Origin of the sequence: Streptomyces sp. NPDC006435 (genome assembly GCF_040612315.1) — a bacterium.
Taxonomy (GTDB): Bacteria; Actinomycetota; Actinomycetes; order Streptomycetales; family Streptomycetaceae; genus Streptomyces.
In genome coordinates, this window is the sequence record NZ_JBEXPY010000014.1 from 91,802 (window position 1) to 114,177 (window position 22,376).

Consider the following 22,376-nt stretch of genomic DNA (forward strand, 5'->3'; position numbering starts at 1 on the left):
TCCGCAGTGGGTGCGGGTTCTGCGGGTTTGCTGTCCGCAGTGGGTGCGGGTTCTGCGGGTTTGCTGTCCGCAGTGGGTGCGGGTTCTGCGGGTTTGGTGTCCGTGGGTGCGGGTCTTGCGGGCTTGGTGTCCGTGCAGGCCGTCGGGGCGGGGGCGGGAAGTTCCTGTCCCGGCTGCTGTCCGCAGGGGCTGCGGCTCTTCTGCTCTGTTGTTGTTCTTGATGCCGTGGTGGGGGGGGGTGGGGTTTCGGGAGGGGTAGTGTGGGGTGTTCTGTGGGGGTTGGGGGTGGGCATATGACGGGGGGTTGGGCCGTGGGGGTGTGCCTGTGCCTGTGTCCGGGGGCGGGTTACCGGGAGTTCGTTGTCGTTCGCCCGTATCGAACTGCTGGACGGGTAATGTGATCCCGGAATGCCTCAGGGGTGGGGGGAAACGGAGGCCCGGTGGGGGAACGGTTCGCATTCAAGATCCTTGGCCCACTCATGGTGACGTCGGGTGATCGGAAGGTCGTCATCGGCGGGGCACGCCAGCGCACGACGCTCGCTCTGCTGCTCCTGAATCCCGGCCGGACGGTGCCGGTGGACACGCTGGTGCACGAGGTGTGGAACGGGAATCCGCCCGCTACCGCCCGGACCCAGATCGCGATCGTGATCGCTGCGCTCCGTAAGACGTTCAAGGCGCAAGGGGCCGGGGACGACACCATCGTGACGACGCATCCGGGGTATCTCCTGGACGCGGAGAGCCATGACATCGACGCGGTCGAGTTCGCGGTGCTGGTCGCCCGGGCCGAGCAGGCGGTCCGTGAGCAGCGTCCGCGGGACGCGGCGGTCTGTTACCGCCAGGCCCTGGATCTGTGGCGGGGGCCGGCCCTGGCGGGGGTGTCGGGGATGCTGGTGGAGGAGGAAGCGGCCCGGCTGGCGGAACACCGGCTGAACGCGTATGACGACGCGACCGCGCTGCAGCTGGCGCTGGGGCGGCATTACGAGCTGCTGCCCGAGCTGGGCGGGGTCGTGCAGGACAATCCGCTGCGTGAACGGACCCGTTACCACCAGATGCTGGCCCAGTACCGGGCCGGCCGGCGGGCGGAGGCGATGGAGTCCTACCGCCGGGCCCGTGAGCAGTTCATCGAGGAGCTGGGCCTGGAACCGGGGCCGGACCTGCAGGAACTGCATGACCTGATCCTGCGGGACGATCCGTCGCTGGCTCCGGCCGAGGGCCCGCTGCCCGCCGCTGCGGAAGCCGCCGCCGCGGCGGGCGAGGTGGTGGTGGTTCCCTCGGAGCTGCCGCCCGACATTCCCGGTTTCACCGGCCGTGCGAGGGAACTGGCGGCCCTGGACACGCTGATGACGCGTTCCCCGGCCGCGCTGCAGACTCCCACCATCGGTCTGGTCACCGGTGTCGCCGGGGTCGGCAAGTCCGGTCTGGTCCTGCACTGGGCCCACCGGGCGGCCGACGACTACCCCGACGGCCGGCTCTTCGCGGACCTGCGCGGCTACGACGAGCAGCACGAACCGGCCCCTGCCGCCGATGTGCTGGGCCGCTTCCTGCGTTCGCTGGGCGTGCCGGGACAGCAGATCCCCGAGGCGCTCGAGGAACGCGTCGCGCTCTACCGCAGCCTGCTCACCGAACGCCGTGCGCTGATCGTCCTGGACAACGTGCGCACCCATGCGCAGGTTGCCCCGCTCCTGCCGGGCAGCGGCGCCAGCTGCGTGGTCGTCACCAGCCGCGACCAGCTCGAGCAGCTGGTGACCTGGCCGCCGCAGGCCCGGATCCATCTGGGTGTCCTGCCGCCGGGCGAGGCCGTCGATCTCGTCGCGAGGATCGCCGGCGAGGAACGCATCGCCACCGCCCGCCCGGACGCCGCCCGCCTGGTCGAGCTGTGCGACCGCCTCCCGCTGGCCCTGCGGATCGCGGCCGCCCGCCTGGCCTCCAAACCCCACTGGTCCCTGCGCCACATGGTCACCCGCCTGAGCGACGAACGCCGCAGACTCGACGAACTGAGCCAGGGCGCCTCCCGGGTACGGGCCGGCTTCGAACTCAGCTACCGCTACCTGTCCCCCGACGCCGCCCGCCTCTACCGCCGCCTGGGCCTGGCCGGTGTACCCGACTTCACCTCCTGGGTGGCCGCCTCCCTGCTCGACGCGGACGTCATCGACGCGGAACTCCTCCTGGAAGACCTCGTCGACACCCAGTTCCTCGAAGTCGTCGGCGTCGACGCGACCGGCCGGCTGCGCTACCGCTTCCAGAACCTGCTGCGCCTGTACGCCGGGGAACGCGCCCGGGAGGAAGAACCCGGCCAGGACTGGCACGACGCCCTGCGCCGCGTCTTCAGCACCGCCCTGGCCATCGCCCGCGAGGCCCACCGCCGCGAGAGCGGCGGCGAGTTCGGCATCGTGCACGCCACCACCCGCCCCCACCCCGTCGACACCGACCTGCTCGAAGAACTCCTCACCGACCCACTGGCCTGGTTCGAAGCCGAACGCCTGTGCCTGGTGGGCATGGTCGAACAGGCCGCCGCGATGGGCATGGCCGACCTGGCCTGGGACCTGACCGGCTGCGCATCGGTCCTGTTCGAGACCCGCAGCTACGTCGAGAACTGGCACAGCTGCGCCCTGCACGCCCTGCACGCCGCCAGGACCGCGAAGGACCGCCTGGGCCAGGCGGTCATGCTCCACCACCTCGGAGCCGCCGCACTGATGCGCCAGCACATGGACGAGGCCAGAGCCCGCTCGCAGGAAGCACTCGACCTGTACGGGGCCATGGACGAACCACTGGGCCGCGCCCTGGTCCTGCGCAACCTCGCGGTCGTCCACCGCCTGCAGGGCGACCCCGACGCGGCGGCCGGCCGGCTGCGCGCGGCCCTGCCCGTCTTCCGCGAGGCCGGCGACCTGTCCTCGCAGTCCTCCGTCCTGCAGAACATGGCCCAGCTCGAACTCGACCGGGGCAACTACGAAGCCAGCCTCGGTCACGCCCGCGAAGCCGTCCGCGTCGCGGAGTCCATGCGGTCGGGCTCCTCGCGCAGCCTCGCCCAGTGCCTGTACCGGCTGGGCAGCGCCCAGCTGCTGTCCGGCCGGGCCCGGGAGGCCGAGGAGTCCTACCTGCGCGTGGAGGAACTCTCCCGGGCCAAGGCCGACACCCACGGCCTGGCCCACGCCCTGTACGGGCTGGGACAGGCCCGTGTGGCACTCGGCGCGCTGGAGTCGGCCGAGTCCGCCTACGTCCAGGGACGCAAGGTCGCCCGCGGGCTGGGCAACCCCGTGGTCGAGGGATCGATCCGGCTGAAACTCGGCGTGCTCCTGCGGGAACTGGGCCGCCACGAGGAAGCCCGTACCGAACTCACCGGTGCCAGGGAACTGTTCACCCTCAGAGGCGCCACCCACTGGCAGGAGGAAGCCACCCGGGAACTCGACGGCTTCCCACCCCCCGGCGGACAGGAAAACCCACCGGGCCCGCCACAGAACCCACCGCAGAACCCGTCGGGGAACCTGTAGCGGAGCCCGCCGGGGAACCTGCCACAGAACCCACCGCAAAACCTGCCACAGAACCCACCGCAGAACCCGTCGCAGAACCCGTCGGGGAACCTGTAGCAGAACCTGTCGGGGAACCTGTGGCGGAGCCCGTCGGGGAACCTGCTGAACCCGCACGGAACACCCCGCCCCGTCCCGTCCCGCCCCCGTCCCCGTCCCGCCCCCATCCCCGTCCCGCCCCGCCCCGGCCCCCGCCGAACCGGTACGGACACCGGGCACACGGCACGCGGCGCGGGGCACCGGGTGCGGGATACGGGGCGTGGGGTGTGGTGCCGCCTTCCTCTGGCGTACCGGGCCGGGCGCGGCCCCGAGGTGCCGGGGCGGTGCGGTGCGGGGGACGGTTCTGCCGGGCCGGTGCGGTGCGGTGGACGGTTCCGCCGGTGTGGTGTGGTGCGGGTGGTGGGGCCGGGTGGTGGTGGGGCCGGGTGGTGGTGGGGGTGTGGTGTTGTTCGTGGGGTGCCGGTGTACCGGTGTGGCAGGGGCCGGGCGGGGTGCGGGGTTGCTTAATCCGGCGATATCACGCCGATAAGGCATGTGCCTAGCGTCGTCACGGAGTTCCTTTTTCCCGAGAGCTGTGGAGTGTGTGATGCCGCCTGCCCCCCGGGTGCCTTCGTTCGCCGTGATTCCCGGCGCGGACGTGCACCGAGTTCTTGACGGCCGGCACGGGGAAGTGGTCCGGCTGGTCGAGTCGGCCTACCGTGTGCACGGTGACGGTGACACGGTCAACCCGCCGTCCTGTTTCCTGCGTTTCCCCGACCGTCCCGACTCGCGCATCATCGCTCTGCCCGCCTCGCTCGGCGGGCCGGCGCCCCTGGACGGCATCAAGTGGATCTCCAGTTTCCCCCGTAACGTGGCGGCCGGCCTGCCCCGGGCCTCCGCGGTCCTGGTCCTGAACGACCCGGTGACCGGCTATCCGCTGGCCTGCATGGAGAGTTCCATCATCAGCGCGGCCCGTACCGCCGCCTCGGCGGCGCTGGCCGCGGACCGGCTGACCCGAGGGCGCGGGCGGCCGTGCCGGATCGGTTTCTTCGGCACCGGCCTGATCGCCCGGTTCATCCACCAGTACCTCGTCAGCACCGGCTGGAGCTTCACCGGGACCGGCGTGTACGACCTGTCGGCCGAACACGCCCGGGGTTTCGCCGAACACCTCGCACGCGAGGGCGACAACGGCACCCTCACCCTGCACAGCGACCCCGAGGAACTGATCCGTTCCAGCGACCTCGTCGTCTTCGCCACCGTCGCCCCCGCCCCGCACGTCACCGATCCCGGATGGTTCACCCACAACCCCCTGGTCCTGCACGTGTCCTTGCGCGACCTGTCACCCGAGGTGGTCCTCACGGCCGCGAACATCGTCGACGACACCGACCACTGCCTCAGGGCCGGCACCTCCCTGCACCTGGCCGAACAGGCCACCGGAAACCGGGACTTCGTCACCGGCACCCTGTACGACGTGCTCACCGGCACCCTGGACGTCCCGCACGGCCGGCCCGTCGTCTTCTCGCCCTTCGGGCTCGGCGTCCTGGACCTCGCGGTCGGCAAACACGTCTACGACACCCTGCACGCCCGCGGCGAACTCGCCGTCGTGGACGGCTTCTTCCACGAGACGCGCCGCTACGGCTGACAGGAGACACGACCGTGACCACCGTCCTCGACAGCCCGCCCCGCCCGCCGCGCCCCGCACCGGGCACCATCACCGTACGGGTGGAGGAGACCCGCCCCGCCCCGCACCGGCCGCTCGACCTGTACGCCGTACTGCACCGGCACTCGCCCCACGAGGTGTTCCTGCTGGAGAACGGCCACCACCCCGAACAGGACTCCGAGGCCACGGTCGTGGGCCACGGACTGCTCGCCGAGATCCGCCTGCACACCGACCGGATCACCGTCCACGGCACCGACCCCCTGGTCACCGCGGTCCTCCAAGCCGCCGACGCCCTGGGCCTGGCCCCCCGTCCCGGCAACGAACGCGGCCTGGTGCACCGCGAGCAGACCTGGCAGCTCCTGCGCGCCGTCCAGGACCTGTTCACCGTGGACACCGCCCGCCCCCGCGACAGCTACGCCTTCGGGTTCCTGGCCACCTTCGGCTACGGCTCCGCCTGGCACATGGAGAGCCTGCCCGACCGGGACGACACGGCCACCGCCGGACCCGACATCGTGCTCGGCCTGTTCCGCGAGACCCTCTGGTACAGCCCCGGCCCCGGACCCGGCACGGTGCGCAGACTCACCGCACACAGCGACGCCTTCCCCGACCCCGACCCCACCCCCACCGGCATCACCAACCCCACCAACCCCACCACCGGCCCCACCACCGGCATCATCGCCGGCCCGGCCGGTCCTGCCGCCGGCAGCGGTCCTGCCGGTACGGGTGCGGTCACCGCGGCCATCGCCACCGCCGCCGCCATGGCCGTAGCGGGCGAGGAGCCCGGGGCCCTGCCCGAAGCGCCCCGCCCGCACACGGTGAGCGACACCTGCGACGAGGAGACGTTCCTGGCCCGGGCCCGGCGCTGCCTGGAACACATCGGCGTCGGCGACATCTACCAGATCCAGATCGGCCACCGCATCGACGTCACGACCTCCCTGGCCCCCCTGGACGTCTACCGCCGCCTGCGCGGCCGCAACCCCTCCCCGTACATGTACCTCCTGCCGCGCGCCGGGCACACCGTCATCGGGGCCAGCCCCGAAGTGCTCTTCCACACCCACGGCGACACGGTCGTCATGCGGCCCATCGCCGGGACCGCACCGCGCAGCGGCGAGACGGCCACCGACCGGGCCCGTGTCGCCCGCCTGGTGGCCGACGAGAAGGAACAGGCCGAGCACATCATGCTCGTCGACCTGTGCCGCAACGACATCGGCCGGGTCTGCACGCCCGGCACGCTGCAGACACCGGACCTGATGAGCGTCGAGACGTACTCGCACGTCTTCCATCTCGTCTCCACCGTCCAGGGCACCCTGGAACCGGGACACGACACCTGGAGCGTGCTGCGCGCCTCCTTCCCCGCGGGCACCGTCACCGGCGCACCCAAGATCCGCGCCATGGAGATCATCCAGGAACTGGAGAGCGAACCGCGCGGCATGTACGCCGGCGCCGTCGGCCTCATCGACCTGCGCGGCTGGAGCCGGCTGGCCCTGTGCATCCGCACGGTCGTGCACGACCCGGACACCGGCACCTACTCCACCCAGAGCTGCGCGGGCATCGTCGCCGACTCCCGCCCCCGCGCCGAGTGGCACGAGACCCTCCACAAGATGGGCGCGGCCTACTGGGCCCTGACCGGACAGGAGCTGACACCGTGAAAGTCCTGCTCGTCGACGCCTACGACAGCTTCACCCACATCATCGACCAGTACCTGCGCACCCTGGGCGCCGCCACCGACGTCGTGCGCTCGCACACCCGCACCCCGCAGCAGCTCGCCGCCCTGCGGCCCGACGCGGTCGTCCTGGGTCCCGGACCCGGCCACGCGGCCGACTCCGGGCACGTGGAACTGGTCCACGCCTTCGCCGGGAAGGTACCGCTGCTGGGCATCTGCCTGGGCCACCAGGCGATCTGCCTGGCCTACGGGGGCCGGATCACCGTCGCCGAACGCCTCAGGCACGGCAAGACCAGCCCGGTGCACCACGACGGCACCGGGGTGTTCACGGACCTGGAACCGGTACTGACCGCCACGCGCTACCACTCGCTGATCGCCGCCGAACCGCTGCCGCCCCCGCTGGCCGTCACCGCCCGCTCCCAGGACGACGGCTACGTGATGGGGCTGCGCCACCGCACCCTGGCGGTGGAGGGGGTGCAGTTCCATCCCGAGTCCGTCACCACCGCCGGCGGCCTGCGGCTCCTGGACAACTTCCTGACCACCGCCCGCCACACCACCCCCGCCCCCGCGCCCACCCCCACCCCCGCGCCCGCCCCTGTGCCCGCTCCTGTGCCCGCTCCTGTCCCTGTGCCCGCACCCGTATCCGTATCCGCCTCCGCCTCCGTCCCTGCGTCCGCTCCTGTCCCCGTTTCCGCTTCCGTCTCCGTTTCCCCGGGTGTTCCGGTGCGGGCCGGTGTGCCGAATGCGCGGGCCAGGCCGAAGGACAGATGAAATTCCGGGGTGTGTCCGGGGCGGGGGAGACAAGCACGGGCTCTCCTGCCGGGAACACGGCTGCCGCGCCGGGTGACCGGAATGCGGACCATCCTCTCCGCAGGGGGTGTGATCCTCTTCCCCGGCCCCCTTCCCTGCCCCTTCCCAAGTCCGGGGAATTTCTGCCCGCATGGGGTCTGAGCAGTGGTTATATCAATTTTATTGCCGGGTCTGATAGGCAGAAGTCCCGGCGATAATGATTCGAAACCGGTCCTTCCTAATGTTCTGGATGTCGGAACGAGCCGCAACAGTTCATGTGGGGGGAAACATCATGGAGCTCAATGCGATCACCGGGAAGATCCGCAAGACCGTCGTCGTGGCACTTGCCGGTGCGGCGTTATTCGCCGCCGGGCAGGGAGTCGCGCAGGCGGCCGGGCAGAGCGGACCGGAAACCTGCGGCAGTTCCTGCACGGCCACCGTTGCCGCCGGCCTGATGGACGACCCGTGGCACCCCTCCCCGGCCCCGGCCCCGGCGGGCGTGCCGGAGGACGACCCGTGGCACCCGGCCCCGGTGACCGCTTCCGGGCAGGCGGACGACCCGTGGCACCCGGGCCTGGCGACCGCTTCCGGGCCGGAGGACGACCCGTGGCACCCGGTATCGGGTGCCTGAGCCCGATCGCGCAACCAATTGGACGAGAAGATGAGGAGACAGGACCAGTGAGCGTCACGACACCATCACCGGACCGCTCCTGGCCCCTGCTGCTGGGGCAGGTGCTCGGCGGCCGGGACCTGGATGCCGTCGACACCGCCTGGGCGATGGACCAGGTGATGCGGGGCCGGGCCACCGAAGCGCAGATCGCCGGTTTCCTGGTGGCCCTGCGGGCCAAGGGGGAGACCGTGGACGAGCTCGAAGGACTCGTGCACGGCATGCTGGCCCACGCCGTTCACATCGACGTGCCGGGCAGGACCGTCGACGTGGTGGGCACCGGGGGCGACGGGGCACGCACGGTCAACATCTCCACGATGTCCGCGATCGTCGCGGCGGGAGCGGGGGCACGGGTCGTCAAGCACGGCAACCGTGCGGCGAGTTCGGCCTCCGGGTCCGCCGACGTCCTGGAAGCGCTGGGCATCACCCTGCGACTGCCGCCCGAACGGGTCGCCGCCGTGGCCGACGAGGCCGGCATCACCTTCTGCTTCGCCCCCGACTTCCACCCCGCGATGCGTCATGCCGCCGGCCCGCGCAGACAGCTGGGCATCCCGACCGTCTTCAACGCACTGGGACCGCTGACCAACCCGGCGGCCCCCACCGCCCAGGCGATCGGCGTCGCCGAGGCCCGCATGCTCCCGCTGATCGCCGGGGCACTGGCCCGGGCCGGCGGCAGGGGACTGGTCTTCCGCGGCGACGACGGGCTCGACGAGCTCACCGTCACCACCACCTCCACCGTCCTGGCCGTGCAGGACGGCACCATCGCGCAGGAACGCTTCGACCCGCGCGACGTGGGCATCGCACTGGCCCCGCTCCAGGCACTGCAGGGACAGGACGCCGTCCACAATGCGGCCGTCGCCCGGCGCGTCCTGGACGGCGAACGCGGCCCGGTACGGGACGCGGTGCTGCTGTCCGCGGGCGCGGCACTCGTGGCGGGCGAACCGGCCCGGGGCCGCACCGTCACCGAACGCCTGGGCTGGGCGGTGGAGGCGGCGGGCCGGGCGATCGACTCCGGCGCCGCGGCCGCCACCCTCGACCGGTGGGTACAAGCCACCTCGGCCCCCCACCCCCCGGCCACCCGGCCACCCGCCCCCGCCAGGCCCTCCGCCGACGGGGCCCGGGTCGCGGCAGCGGCATGAACACCCCGCCCCGGCACAGCAACCCGCCCCCGCCCCGCCCCAGCCCCGCCCCGCCCCAGCCCCCGCCCCGCCCTCGCCCCGGCCCCGTCCTCGCCCCGGCCCCGGGCTCGTGCCCGGCGGCCGGGGCGGGGGACAGGCGGGGCGGGGCGGGATGCGGCCGGCACCGGCACCGGGTACCGGCGTACCGTCCGGCCAGTCGGCCAGTCGGCCAGTCGGCCAGTCGGCCAGTCGGCCAGTCGGCCAGTCGGCCAGTCGGCCAGTCGGCCAGCCGGACGATCGGCCTGCTGCCGGCCAGCCGGACGGCCAGCCGGTCGGCGGGCGGGTGCGGGTCTTTCGTGGGGTCACCGGGCAGGAGCGGGTTCCAGTACCTGTTCCCGCCCTCCGCCCCGCTCCGGATCCGGTTCCCGTCCCGCAGCCGGTGCGGGCTCCGGGTGCGGGACCGCCGGACCGGCCACGGGCGCAGCGGCACCGTTCCCGCCAGGAGCACCGCTCCCGCCAGGGGCACCGTTCCCGCCAGGGGCACCGCTCCCGGCAGGGGCACCGTTCCCGGCAGGGGCACCGAGGGTGCTGTTCCCGGTGGGGGCGCCGTTCCCGGTGGGGGCGGCGGGGGTGCTGGTTCCGGCCGGTGGGGGAGCGGGGGTCTTCCCGCGCCGGATCCAGGACAGGGCCGGTGAGGTGAGGCCGGTGGTCACCAGTGCCATCAGTACCAGCATGGTGAACAGGTCGGGTCCGATCACTCCGAGTTCCAGTCCCAGGTTCAGCACCACCAGTTCCGTCAGGCCCCGGCAGTTCATCAGGGCCCCGAGCGAGAGGGAGTCACGCCAGGACTGTCCCGCGAGCCGGGCACCGCCCGTGCTCCCGCCCCACTTGCCGAGCATCGCGACTCCCAGCACGGCCAGTGCCCACAGCCACTGGACCGGGTCGCCGGCCAGCAGCGACACATCGGTGTGCAGCCCGGTGGAGACGAAGAACAGCGGCAGCAGCACCGGGACGCAGAACGCGCGCAGCCGCGCCGTGCACTGTTCGACCACCCGTGATCCCCGGGGAGTGACCAGACCGAAGACGAAGGCGCCGAACAGGGCGTGCACCCCGATCTTGTCGGTGGCCAGTGCGGACAGGCACAGGCCGCTGAACAGGACGACCAGGACCATCCCGTCCGCCGCCCTGCCCGCCCGCCGCGCCCACCGGGCCAGCAGCGGACGCAGCACGCCCGCCATGACGGCGAGGAAAACAGCGGCCAGCACCGCCGTGGTCAGCGCCTCGGTGGGCGAGCCGCTCGTGGAGACCGCGGCCACCGCTGCCAGCAGGCACCAGGCACTCACGTCGTCGACCGCCGCGCACGCCATGGCCAGCGAACCGATCCGGGTCCCGCTCAGGCCCCGGTCGGTCAGGACCCGGGCCAGGACGGGGAAAGCGGTGACGCTCATCGACACGGCGATGAACAGCACGAACGGCACCCGGCCCACGCCCGGCGGCGCGAACACCGGGAACATCGCAAGGGCCAGGAGCGACCCCAGCACCAGGGGCAGGACGATACTGGCCTGACTGACCGCCACCGCCACCCTGCGGTGCCCGCGCAGCGTGCCCAGGTCCAGTTCCAGCCCGACCAGGAACATGAAGGCCAGCAGCCCGATGTTGCCGAACGCCCCCAGGAACGCGGGCACCGGCTCGGGAAACAGCCAGGACTGCGCCGCGGGCGAGACCCAGCCCAGCAGCGAGGGCCCCAGCACGATGCCCAGCGTGATCTCCCCGACGACCGGCGGCTGGCCCAGCCTGCGAAACAGCAGGGCACCGGCCTGGCACGCCAGGATCACCACCGGGATGGCGACCAGGAGATCGGGCAGCGGATCACGCCCCGACATGGCCGGCTCCTTCCCGCACATCCGTCACGGCGTGCGACCAGCGCGCATAACGCCGCCGCCCGTACAGCAGCGGAGCGGCCGCGTCGTCGGCGGTGAACCGCCGCACCCGCACGAACACCGCCGTGTGGTCCCCGACCTCCCTGGTGCCGGTCACCTCGCAGTCGGCGATGGCGTGCGCGGCCCCCGTCAGATGCGGGCCGCCCGCCCCCAGCGGCAGATGCCAGGGGGTCAGCGCGAACCTGTCGGGATCACCCGACCCGAACAGGTCCGAGGTGGCACGCGCTTCCTCGTGCAGCAGGTTCAGGGCCAGCTGCCCGCCCAGGAGCACACTTCGGGTGGTGGGACTCGCCGTGCGCAGGCAGATCACGAGCGTCGGCGGGCACAGCGCCACGCTCGCCAGCGACGTGCAGGTCATCCCGCGGGGCGTGCCGTCGGCGTCGAGCGCCGTCACCACGGACACACCGGAAGGAAAACCGCCCATCAGCGGGCGTATGTCGGCTTGCGGAACGGGCCGGTCGGTCATGGAAATCCTCCTGTCGAAGACGTGTGCCGCGCCCCCGGCAGCCGGCCGGACAGGAGGCCGGACCGCCGGGGCACGCGGCGCGGCACGACTACTTGCCGTGCAGCCGGCCGAGCGCCTCGTGGGTGCTGGGCAGGGAGTTGAGCAGCTCCTGCTGCTCCTTCTTGACCCGGTCGAACATGGCCTGCGCACCGGCCACGGACTCCGGCTTGTGGTAAAGGATCGGCAGCGGCGCGTCCGGCTCCAGACCGAGACCGGCGAAAATGCAGTAATAGCGCTCGTTGGTCCAGAAGTTGCGGAACTCCGCATCGAAGTTCCCGTAGTACGTCGCGTCGTCCGTCGCCGCCTGGTTGACCGGAAGACCCGCCTTGTACGCGTCGATCTTCTCCCGGATGCTCTGCGGGAGCTTCAGCTCCTTGTTGGCCCGCCAGAACGGCGAGTCGGTGCGCGGCGCGAAGTAGAAGTGCGTCTGGATGAAGTCACGGGTGTCGTCGAACATCACCTCGATCTCCCGGTTGAAGTTGTCGACCAGGGACCGGTTGAACGTCTTGTCCGGGAAATGCCTGGCCAACTGGTAGACCGCGGCGGTGATGAAGTAGATGCCGGTGGACTCCAGCGGCTCCAGGAAGGCCCCCGAAAGACCGATGCCGACGACGTTCTTCACCCAGGCACGGCGGTTGCGCCCGACCCGGAACTTCACGTGGTTGAACTCGGTCTTCTCCGGGTCCAGCCCCCACAGCTCGCAGAACTCGGCGGTGGCCTCCTCCTGCGTGGTGAAACGGCTGGAATAGACGTAACCGGTCCCGAAACGGCCCGGCATCGGTATCTTCCACGCCCAGCCCGAGGACATCGCGATCGCCGAGGTGTACGGCTCCACCCCGTCGGCGTCGTCGTCGTGCGGCACCGCCGTGGCCACCGCCCGGTCGCACAGCAGCTGGTCGCTCATGTCGACGAAGGGCTCCTCCATCGCCTGGTTCATCAGCAGGCTGCGGAACCCCGAGCAGTCCACGAACAGGTCCGCCTCCAGGACCCGCCCCTGCCTGGTGTGCAGGGCCCTGACGAAACCCCGCTCGTCCTTCTCGACACGCGTCATCTCGTCCTGCACGTGACGCACCCCCTGCTTCCCGGTCGCGAACCGGCGCAGGAAGTCGGCCACGAGCGCCGCGTCGAAGTGCCACGCGTACCGGGTGGGGGAGGAGCCGTCCAGGTGCCGCGGCGACTTCTTCGCGTCCATCAAGGGCGCCTCACGGAAACAGGCGTAGTCGTACGGCTCGCTGGTTCTTCCCTCGTACTTGTTCTTGAACCAGTAGTGCGACATCGGAATGCCGTCGTGCTCCGGACTGATCCCGAACGGGTGGTAGAAGTGGTCCGGACCGCCGCCCTCCAGCTCACGCGGACCGCTCTGGCCCCGGCCCGGAGTACGCCAGTTGATGAAACGGACCGCCATCTTGTAACTGGCGTTGCACTCACGCATCCACTCCTCCTCCTCGATCCCGAGGAAGTCGAAGAGAACCCGGTGCAGATTGGGCACGGTGGCCTCGCCCACACCGATACGCGGAATGCTCGGCGCCTCCAGGACCGTGACCTCGACCGTGCTGCGCAGCGCCTTGCCGAGATAGGCGGCGGTCATCCAGCCGGCCGTGCCGCCGCCGAGGATCACGACCTTCTTGATGGAGTTGTCTGTTGCGGTGGAGGTGCCCGTCATATCAGATTTCCCTCTTCCGGACGGAGTTACGGTGCCGTAACTGTGGAGATGGCCAGAATCGGCACCATGTCTACGGCACTTCTATAACCCGGCGGAAAAGACCGAATGGGATCGGCGGACGCCCGTACTTATGGAGGGCGTATAGCGCACGGGCACAGCCTGGGGCCTGTTGATTCCGTACTCGTATCCCCCAGCAGAGGATGGCCGCATCACATGCCGCGCACAGAACGGGAGCCGAAGACGGGGCCGAAAGGAATCCTTTCCACCGTGGGAGGAACCCCGCTCGTAGAGCTCGAACGGTTGATGCCGGGGTTCGCTTCGCGTGTGTTCGCCAAGATGGAGCGCTTCAACCCCGGCGGCAGTGTCAAGGACCGCTCCGCGCTGAACATGGTGGCCGCGAGAATCCGGTCGGGCGAACTCGTCCCGGGCCGCTCCACGGTCATCGAGTCAAGCTCGGGAAACCTCGCGATCGGACTGGCGCAGATCTGCGGCTACTACGGCCTGCGGCTCGTGTGCGTGGTCGACTCCCGCACCACCCGGCAGAACATCGCGATCCTGCGGGCCTACGGCGCCGAGGTCGAGATCATCACCGAACCCGACCCGGCCACCGGGCAACTGCTGCCCGCCCGGCTGCACCGGGTCGCCGAACTCGTCGCGTCCACCCCCCACGCCTACTGGCCCGACCAGTACGCCAACCCGCTCAACCGGCAGGCCCACCACACCACCATGCAGGAGATCGACCTCGCCCTGGACGGCAAGGTCGACCAGCTCGTCGTGGCCGCCGGCACCAGCGGCACCCTCGGCGGCTGCGCCGACTACATCCGCCGCCACCGCCTGGGCACGACCCTCAACGCGGTCGACGCCCTGGGCAGCGCCCTGTTCGGCCCGCCCGCCGCCTGCACCCGCCTGGTGCCCGGCCACGGCGCGTCCATCGCCCCCAGGCTGCTGCGCCCGGGCGACGCCGACCGCGTCGTGCACGTCGGCGACCTGGACTGCGTGGTGGGCTGCCGCACCCTGGTACGCCGCGAGGCGATCCTGGCCGGCGGCTCCTCGGGCGCCGTCGTCGCGGCCCTGGCCCGCCTCGCCCCCGGCATACCCCCCGGCTCCAACGTCGTGATCGTGCTGCCCGACGGCGGGGACCGCTACCTCGACACGATCTACGACGACACCTGGGTGCGCCGGCACTTCGGGGACGTCACCCACCTGTGGGACCGGACACCCGCCCCCGCCCCCGCGGGACAACTGGCCGATATAGCCCAGTAATAGCGTCCCGCCGCAGGATTTCTCCCACCGGGAACCCGGAAACCCGCACCAGGAACCCGGCACCGGGAATCCCCGGAACCGGCCCCGGAACCGGCCCCGGAACCGAGAACTCCCCGTACCGGGAACCACCGGAACCAAAAACCCCGGAACCAAAAACCCCGGCACCGAAAGACCCCGGCCGGAAGAAGAAGGACCCGGAAGAAGGACCCGGAAGAAGGACCCGGAAGAAGGACCCGGAAGAAGGGTCCGGAAGAAGAAGGGTCCGGAAAAAAAGGGGCCCGGCCCCAGAAGAACCCGAACCGATACCCGGAGGCACTCCATGACCACCCAGATCGCCGACCTCGGCACCGAGCGCAAGGCCGAGATCAAGGAAATCGTCTGCGACATCCTGGACCTGGACCTCGACGAGGTCACCGACACCAGCCTCTTCAAGGAGGAGCACGACGCGGACTCCCTGCGCACCATCGAGATCCTCTCCGCGATGGAGCGCACCTTCGACATCGCCCTGGAGCAGGCCGAGCTCAGCCGCATGACCAACCTGGCGGGCGTGTACGCCGTGGTCGCGGAGGCCGAGGGAAAGTGAGCGCGGCCACGCACGGCACCACCCCGCGCACGGCACCCCGCCACCGGGTGGTGATCACCGGGCTCGGCGTGGTGACCAGCATCGGCACCGGGGTGGACGCCTTCGCCGAGGGGCTGCGGGCCGGGCGCAGCGGCGCCAAGCCGATCAGCGCCTTCGACACCACGGGGTTCGCGCACTCCAACGCCTGCGAGATCACCGATTTCGACCCCGGGCAGTGGCTGCGCGACACCCCGGCCGACGAGCTCGGCCGGGCCGCGCAGTTCGCGGTGGCCGGCAGCCGGATGGCGGTCGCGGACGCGGGACTGACCGAGGACGACGTACGGGCCAGGCGCACCCTGGTCTCGGTCGGCACCACCGACGGCGAGTCCCGCGACCTGGACCACCTGACAGCCCTTCAGGTGGCCCAGGGCCCGGACCGGCTGGACGCCACCGTCGCCCGCCGGGTGTGGCCCGGCCGGCTGTCGGCCGGCATCGTGCGCGAACTGGGCCTGGAGGACGTGGAGACGGTCACCGTCCCCACCGCCTGCGCCGCGGGGAACTACGCCGTCGGCTCCGGCTACGACGCGATCAGCTCCGGCGACGTGGAGATGGCCCTGTGCGGCGGGGCCGACGCCCTGTGCCGCAAGACGTTCACCGGCTTCTACCGCCTGGGCACCATCGCCCCCGACGTGTGCCGCCCCTTCGACGCCGACCGGCAGGGCATCCTGACCGGCGAGGGAGCGGGCATCCTGCTGATGGAGTCCCTGCAGTCCGCACTGGCCCGCGGCGCCCGCATCTACGCCGAGGTCCTGGGCTACGGACTGTCCTGCGACGCCAGCCACCCCGTGGCCCCCGACCGGGACTCCATCGCCCGCTGCATCACCGCCGCCCACCGCAACGCCGGCATCGGGGCGGACGAGGTGGACTTCATCTCGGCGCACGGCACCGGCACCCGCGCCAACGACGTCACCGAGGTCGGCGCGATCCGGCAGGTCTTCGGCGACCGGATGCCGCGCACCGTGTCGATCAAGTCGATGATCGGCCACACCATGGGCGCCGCGAGCGCACTGGCCGCCGCGGCCTGCTCCCTGGCCCTGCAGGAGGGCTTCATCCCGCCCACCATCAACCACCGCACCACCGACCCCGAGTGCGCGGTGGACTGCGTGCCCAACCAGGCGGTCGAGGCCGAGCTGCGCGTCGTGCAGAACAACGGCCTCGCCTTCGGCGGGAACAACGCGGTCCTGATGCTCGGCCGCTGGGACCAGGACACGGCACACCCCCTGCCCGCCGACTCCCCGACGGCGGCGTGAACCGGCCCCGCGCGGCCACAGAGAGGAGCTGAAACGGCATGTCAGCCGACGCGGTCACCACCGCGCAGGACCTGGTCGTCTCGGGCTGGGCCGTCTCCAGCCCGTACGGGCTGGGCCGGGACGGGTTCACGACCGGACTGCACGAGGGCCGCACCGCCCTCACCGACCTGGACGGCGAGCAGTGGCCGGTGCCCTACGAACGGGCCGGACTCATCCCCGGCTTCGACATCAGGGCCGTCCTCGGCCGCAAGGGCACCCGCTCCATGGACCGGGTCACCGCCATCGCCGCCACCACCGTGGGCATGCTCCTGGAGGAGTACGGAACGGGCCTGGCCGCCGACGCCGAGAACACCGGCCTGGTCCTCGGCACCTCCGGCAGCGTCCAGTCGATCATGGACTTCACCTGCGACGCCCTCACCGGCAAGGCGCCCTACCTGGTCGACCCCGCCAGATTCCCCAACACCGTGATGAACTGCCCCACCGGGCACAGCGCCATCCGGCACACGCTCAAGGGCCCCAACGTCACCGTCTCCGGCGGCGCCGCCACCGGACTGCTCGCCCTCAACTACGCCTCCCGGCTGCTGCGCGGCGGCCACGCCGGCGCACTCCTGGCGGGCGCGGCCGAGGAGTTCTCGGTACAGCGAGCCCGGCTGGAACAGGTCGCCGACCACGGCGGCGGCGAGGCCGGGCCGCTGGGCGAGGGCGCGGCACTGTTCCTCCTGGAGAGCGCCGGGGCCGCCCACCGCGCCCACCGCACCGCCCTGGCCACGGTGCTCGGCTGCCGCTTCCGCGCCTTTTGCAGCACCGACCGCGCCTCCGCCGTCCTGAAGAGCTGCATCGACGACGTCCTGGCCGCAGCCGGGCACACCCCCGACGACATCGCGCTCATCGCCCCCGGCACCCCGCCCGGGATCCTGGGCAAGCAGGAACGCACGGCCCTGGACCACCTCACGGCCCCGCGCACCGAGGTCCGCCCCCTGATCGGCGACACCACCGCGGCCGGCGCCGCCTTCCAGCTCGCCGCCGTCCTGGCCGCCCCCGCCGCCCGCCCGGACCTGGCCGGCCGCCTCGCCCTGGTCACCGCCGTCGACCGGGACGGCACCGTCGGCGCGGCCCTGCTGCGCCTCGCCCCCTGAGACCCCGCCCCTTTTCACCGGGGCGGCGGGCACCACCCGCGGGACACGGCCCCCACCCCCCCCGCGGGGCCGTGTCCCGCACACCACCACCCCGCACCACCCCGCACCAGCCCCCGGCCCGCACCAGCCCCCGGCCCACCCAGCCCCCCAAACCCCTCGGACCCCCAAACCCCTCGGCCCCGGCCCACCCGGCCCTCGAACCCCCGGCCCCGGCCCCGGTCCTCCGGGCTTCCCGCGCAGCACTCGCAGAGCAGAAAGGGCACGCACCATGTCCGACACTCCCAGGCCGGTGGCCCTGGTCACCGGCGGATCGCGCGGCATCGGACGGTCCGTCGTGGAGGCACTGGCCCGCGACGGGTACGACGTGGCCCTGTGCTACCGCTCCCGGACCCAGGAGGCCCTGCTCGCCGCGAAGGCGGCCCACGAACACGGCGCCCGGACCCTGACCGGCCGCGTCGAGGTCACCGACCGCGAACAGGTACGCGCCTTCGTCGCCGAGACCGAGGACACCCTCGGCCCCGTGGAAACCCTGGTCACCGCCGCCGGAATCGTCCGGGACAGCAACCTGGCCACCCTCACCGACGCCGACTGGGACGCCGTGGTGGGCACCAACCTCGACGGCACGTACAACTTCGCCCGGGCCGTGGTCTTCCCGATGATGAAACGCCGCCGGGGCACCGTGATCACCCTCTCCTCGATCGCCGCCCGCGGACAGGCCGGCCAGACCAACTACTCCGCCTCCAAGGCCGGGATCATCGGCTTCACCAAGGCCCTGGCCAAGGAATGCGGCCGGGCCGGACTGCGCGCCAACACCGTGGCCCCCGGCTTCATCCGCACCGACATGACCGGCCAGCTCCCCGAGAAATACGCCACGAACATGACCAGGAACATCCCCCTCGGCCGGTTCGGGGAGCCGGAGGAAGTCGCCGAACTGGTGGCCTTCCTCGCCTCCGGCCGCGCCTCCTACATCACCGGACAGGTCTTCTCCATCGACGGCGGCCTGGTCGTCTGACCCCCTGCCCCTCACCGCCCCCGCACCCTCCGCACCCCCTGCGACCCCGTGATCCCGAGGAGTCCGCCATGACCGCCCGCACCACCAGGCCGCCCCGGTTCTACTTCAGCCTGCGCAGCCCCTACAACTTCTTCGCCCTCGCCGACCTGGAACGCGACCACCCCCGACTCCTGGACCGCGTCCAGTGGCGCCCGTTCTGGGAACCGGACCCCACCAGCGAGAAACTCCTGGCCCAGGCCGCACCCGGCGCCGAGTTCCCCTTCCACCCCATGTCCCGCGCCAAGCAGTTCTACATCCTGCGCGACGTACGCCGCCTGGCCGCCGCCCGCAACCTGGAACTGACCTGGCCGGTGGACCGCAAACCCTGGTGGGAACCGGCCCACCTGACCTGGTTCCTCGCCGAGCGCGAGGGACTGGGCCGCGCCTGGGTCGCCCGCGCCGGCCGGGCCCGCTGGCTGGAGGGACGCGACATCTGCGACCCGGACGTGGTGCGCGAACTGGCCGAGGAGATCGGCCTGGACGGGGAAGAGGTCGCCCAGGCCCCCCACCACCCCCTCGTACGCGAACAGGGCGTGCAGGCCCTCCTGGACGTGCACCGCGACGGTGTCTTCGGCGTCCCGTACTTCATCAACGGCCGCGAACCGTACTGGGGCCTGGACCGCGTCACCGACTTCGCCGCCTCCCTCACCACCCCCACCACCCCCACCACCGCAACCGCAACCGGGACCGGTGCCGGGGAGGAGCCCCCCGCCACCGCCGCGGGCCGGACCACCGACATGAGCCACGCGGGAGGCTGCGGATGAACACCCCCGCCACCACCGCCCCCACCACACAGACCACCCCCGCCACCACCACACAGACCACCACCGCCGGGGCCGCTTCCGGGACCCTGCCGCTGACCGCCGTGCAGGAAGCGATGTGGACCGCCTACCGCGTCGCCCCCCACAGCGCCTCCTACAACATCGTGATGCCGCTGCTGCTGCGCGGACACCTCGACCCGGCCGCCATGGCCGAGGCGGTCACCGCCGTCGGCGACCGGCAGGAACTGCTGCGCTCCGTCTTCACCGAACAGGACGGCACACCGGTCCGCACCGCCGCCGAACGGGCCCTGGTCCGCATGGAGTTCGAGGACCTCGACGGCATCGACGAACAGGGCCTGCGACAGGCCGCGGAACAGACGGGCGCCCGCCCCTTCCACCTGGAGTCCGGCGCCTTCCGCGTCGTGCTGCTGCGCCGCTCCGACACCGAGTGGGCCCTGGTGACCGCCGCCCACCACATCGTCAGCGACTTCACCTCCCGCTGGCTGCTCGTGCGCGACCTGCTCGACGCCTACGCGGGCATCTCCACCGGCACCGCACCGGCCTGGCGCCCCATCCCCGGCTCGTACGCCGACCACACCGCCCAGGAACTGCGCCACATCGCCTCCGAGGCGGGGCGGCGCGGCGCGGACCGGTGGCGCGAGTCGGTCGCCGGGGCACCGGCAGCCCAGCTCCCGCTGGACCGCCCCCGCCCCGCCGTCCGCTCCCTGAAGGGCGCCACCGTGGTACGCGTCCTGGACCCGGCCACCGCCCACGGCCTGGACAAGGCGGCCGACGACGCAGGCGTCACCCCCTTCGCGTATCTGCTCGGCGTCTTCCAGGCACTCACCCACCGCTGGACCGGCCAGGACGAATTCGTCCTCGGGGTGCCCGCGACCAGCCGGACGGGCAAGGCACAGCGGGACGTGATCGGCTGCTTCCTCAACACCATGCCGGTACGGGCCGAGTTCGACGCCACCAGCACCTTCCGGGGCACCGCCGCGCTGGCCGGCGAGCGGGTGATGCGGGGCATGGTCAACGTCCGCTACCCCTGCGCCCTGGCCTTCCCCCAGGCCACCGTCTTCCGCACCGCCCTGTTCCTGGTCCAGATGGACCGGATGGAACCGCCGGTGCCCAACGTTCCGCCGGGGCAGGCCATCGGCCCGTCCATCACCTACAAGGGCCTGGACATCGCCCTCGTCGACGTCCCCCAGCAAGAGGGCCAGCTGGACCTGCTGCTGCGCATCGAGCAGACCTTTGACGGTGTCACCGCCGTCTTCTCGTACGACACCGACCTGCTCGACCACACCACGGTCGAGCGGTTCGCGGACGGCTACGAGCGGATGCTCGCCGCCGCCGTCGCCGACCCGGGCACCCGGATCGCCGACGTGGAACTGGCCGGACAGGACGAGACTGCCGCACTGCTCGCCCTCGGCTCCACCTCCTTCGACGGCTTCGGCGACTTCGGCGACGGGGCCGGCTTCGACGAATTCGACTCCTTCGAGAACTCCTGGGACCACCGATGACCATGCGGATCGCGATCGTGGGCGCGGGACTGGGCGGACTGACGGCCGCCGCCGCACTGCACCACCGGGGCCTGGACGTCCAGGTCCACGAACGGGGGGAGCAGCTGCGCGAACAGGGCGTGGGCATGCACCTGGGCCCCAACGGCACCCGGCTGCTCCAGCGCCTGGGCCTGGGACCGGAACTGCAGCGGTGCGCGGTACGCCCCCGGGCCCTGGAGGTACGGGCCTTCCACGACGGCGCCACCGTGGCCCGCCAGGAGATGGGCGAGGCGTGGCAGCAGCGCTTCGGCGCCCCGTACTACACCGTGCACCGCGGCGACCTGCACCGGATGCTGTCCTCACGCGTCCCCGCCGCCCGGGTCCACACCGGCAGGGAACTGGTCCGCTTCGAGGAGACCGCCCACGGGGTCGTCCTGCACTTCGCCGACCGCACCACCGCGCACGCCGACGTACTGATCGGCGCGGACGGCGTCCACTCGGCGGTCCGCCGCGCGCTCACCGGCCCCGACACCCCGGTCTACTCCGGCAACAGCGCCCTGCGCGGCCTGGTCGACGCCGCCGACCTGCCCGACCTGGACCCCGCACTGATGTACATGTACGCAGGCCCCACCGCACGCGTCCTGCTCTACCCGGTCGCCGGGGGACGGCAGTTCACCTACGTCGTGGTCACCCCGACCGCCGAGGGCGCCGCCGAGTCGTGGACCAGCGCGGGCGACCGAACCGACCTGGAGAGCGTCCTGGAGGGCTGGGACCCGGCCGTGCGCGCCCTGGCCGGCACGGCGGGCGAGGTCCGCCGCTGGGCCCTGTACGACCGCGAACCGCTGCAGCGCTGGAGCACCCGGCGCACCACCCTGCTGGGCGACGCCGCCCACCCGATGCTCCCGCACCACGGACAGGGCGCCAACCAGGCCGTGGAGGACGCCGTCGCACTCGCCGTCTGCCTCCAGGAGGCGGCACCCGGCGCGGACGGCATCGCCGCCGCACTGCACCGCTACGAACAGGCCCGCCGCCCGCACACCACCCGCGTGCAGCTCGGCTCCCGCACCGGGCAGCGGCCCCAGGACACCGCCGCGCAGCGCCGCGTCGACGCCGGGAGCGTCGACTGGATCCTCGCCCACGACGCCGAGACGGCCCTGAACCCGGCCCAGGACACCCCCCACCCCGCAGCGGCCTGACACAACAACACAACACAACACGGCACGGCACAACACGGCACGACGTTGCACCAGCACAACACGGCACGACGCCGCACGGCACGACGC

16 protein-coding genes and 1 pseudogene are annotated in these 22,376 nt (G+C 72.0%); 14 read left to right on the top strand and 3 right to left on the bottom strand.

The genetic code is table 11. The features are described 5' to 3' along the window. Positions 1–479: 479 nt before the first annotated feature. The 6 genes and pseudogenes from ABZZ04_RS16630 (at position 480) to trpD (ending at position 9,421) form a co-directional block, all read left to right on the top strand. Positions 480–3,488 (top strand): BTAD domain-containing putative transcriptional regulator, encoded by a 3,009-nt coding sequence (locus ABZZ04_RS16630; protein WP_356932922.1) that lies wholly within the window; start codon positions 480–482, stop codon positions 3,486–3,488. A 622-nt stretch (positions 3,489–4,110) separates the two neighbouring features. Further along, positions 4,111–5,145 carry a 2,3-diaminopropionate biosynthesis protein SbnB gene (gene sbnB / locus ABZZ04_RS16635; RefSeq protein ID WP_356932923.1) on the top strand — a complete coding sequence of 345 codons (1,035 nt, stop codon included), beginning with the start codon at positions 4,111–4,113 and terminating at the stop codon, positions 5,143–5,145. A gap of 14 nt (positions 5,146–5,159) precedes the next feature. Then, entirely contained in the window at positions 5,160–6,812 is a 1,653-nt protein-coding gene (locus tag ABZZ04_RS16640) for an anthranilate synthase component I family protein (RefSeq protein ID WP_356932924.1), read from the top strand. Beyond that, positions 6,809–7,372: pseudogene (locus ABZZ04_RS16645) on the top strand (aminodeoxychorismate/anthranilate synthase component II); the annotation flags it as partial. The gene ABZZ04_RS16640 and the pseudogene ABZZ04_RS16645, both read left to right, overlap by 4 nt. 535 nt (positions 7,373–7,907) lie before the next feature. Further along, positions 7,908–8,246: a hypothetical protein gene (locus tag ABZZ04_RS16650; protein WP_356932925.1), complete on the top strand. Its 339-nt coding sequence runs from the start codon at positions 7,908–7,910 to the stop codon at positions 8,244–8,246. Between the two features lie 47 nt (positions 8,247–8,293). Then, positions 8,294–9,421: an anthranilate phosphoribosyltransferase gene (trpD, locus tag ABZZ04_RS16655; protein ID WP_356932926.1), complete on the top strand. Its 1,128-nt coding sequence runs from the start codon at positions 8,294–8,296 to the stop codon at positions 9,419–9,421. A 341-nt stretch (positions 9,422–9,762) separates the two neighbouring features. Here the strand turns inward: trpD and ABZZ04_RS16660 are convergent, their stop codons facing one another. The 3 genes from ABZZ04_RS16660 to ABZZ04_RS16670 all read right to left on the bottom strand — a co-directional run bounded on the left by ABZZ04_RS16660 (position 9,763) and on the right by ABZZ04_RS16670 (position 13,508). Then, the gene (locus ABZZ04_RS16660; protein ID WP_356932927.1) at positions 9,763–11,283 is read right to left on the bottom strand and encodes a cation:proton antiporter; all 1,521 of its coding nucleotides are present in this window, start codon (positions 11,281–11,283) and stop codon (positions 9,763–9,765) included. Then, positions 11,270–11,806, bottom strand: a complete 537-nt coding sequence (locus ABZZ04_RS16665) for a flavin reductase family protein (RefSeq protein WP_356932928.1) — start codon at positions 11,804–11,806, stop codon at positions 11,270–11,272. Before ABZZ04_RS16665 ends, ABZZ04_RS16660 begins: the two co-directional genes overlap by 14 nt. Before the next feature lie 88 nt (positions 11,807–11,894). Continuing rightward, a complete protein-coding gene (locus ABZZ04_RS16670; RefSeq protein WP_356932929.1) occupies positions 11,895–13,508 on the bottom strand; it encodes a tryptophan halogenase family protein in 1,614 nt (537 codons plus the stop codon). A 213-nt stretch (positions 13,509–13,721) separates the two neighbouring features. Here ABZZ04_RS16670 and sbnA point away from each other — a divergent pair, with 213 nt between their 5' ends. The 8 genes from sbnA to ABZZ04_RS16710 all read left to right on the top strand — a co-directional run bounded on the left by sbnA (position 13,722) and on the right by ABZZ04_RS16710 (position 22,289). Beyond that, entirely contained in the window at positions 13,722–14,771 is a 1,050-nt protein-coding gene (gene sbnA / locus ABZZ04_RS16675) for a 2,3-diaminopropionate biosynthesis protein SbnA (protein ID WP_356932930.1), read from the top strand. Positions 14,772–15,090: 319 nt separating this feature from the next. After that, the gene (locus tag ABZZ04_RS16680) at positions 15,091–15,354 is read left to right on the top strand and encodes an acyl carrier protein (protein WP_356932931.1); all 264 of its coding nucleotides are present in this window, start codon (positions 15,091–15,093) and stop codon (positions 15,352–15,354) included. Beyond that, positions 15,351–16,643: a beta-ketoacyl-[acyl-carrier-protein] synthase family protein gene (locus ABZZ04_RS16685; protein ID WP_356932932.1), complete on the top strand. Its 1,293-nt coding sequence runs from the start codon at positions 15,351–15,353 to the stop codon at positions 16,641–16,643. The genes ABZZ04_RS16680 and ABZZ04_RS16685 overlap by 4 nt, the downstream gene beginning before the upstream one ends. Before the next feature lie 38 nt (positions 16,644–16,681). Continuing rightward, on the top strand, positions 16,682–17,779 hold the full coding sequence (locus ABZZ04_RS16690) for a beta-ketoacyl synthase N-terminal-like domain-containing protein (RefSeq protein WP_356932933.1): 1,098 nt from the start codon (positions 16,682–16,684) through the stop codon (positions 17,777–17,779). Between the two features lie 268 nt (positions 17,780–18,047). Further along, positions 18,048–18,791 (top strand): 3-oxoacyl-ACP reductase FabG, encoded by a 744-nt coding sequence (gene fabG / locus ABZZ04_RS16695; RefSeq protein ID WP_356932934.1) that lies wholly within the window; start codon positions 18,048–18,050, stop codon positions 18,789–18,791. A gap of 68 nt (positions 18,792–18,859) precedes the next feature. Beyond that, positions 18,860–19,594 (top strand): DsbA family protein, encoded by a 735-nt coding sequence (locus ABZZ04_RS16700; RefSeq protein ID WP_356932935.1) that lies wholly within the window; start codon positions 18,860–18,862, stop codon positions 19,592–19,594. After that, positions 19,591–21,114: a condensation domain-containing protein gene (locus tag ABZZ04_RS16705; RefSeq protein WP_356932936.1), complete on the top strand. Its 1,524-nt coding sequence runs from the start codon at positions 19,591–19,593 to the stop codon at positions 21,112–21,114. Before ABZZ04_RS16700 ends, ABZZ04_RS16705 begins: the two co-directional genes overlap by 4 nt. Then, entirely contained in the window at positions 21,111–22,289 is a 1,179-nt protein-coding gene (locus ABZZ04_RS16710; protein WP_356932937.1) for an FAD-dependent monooxygenase, read from the top strand. The genes ABZZ04_RS16705 and ABZZ04_RS16710 overlap by 4 nt, the downstream gene beginning before the upstream one ends. Positions 22,290–22,376: the final 87 nt, after the last annotated feature.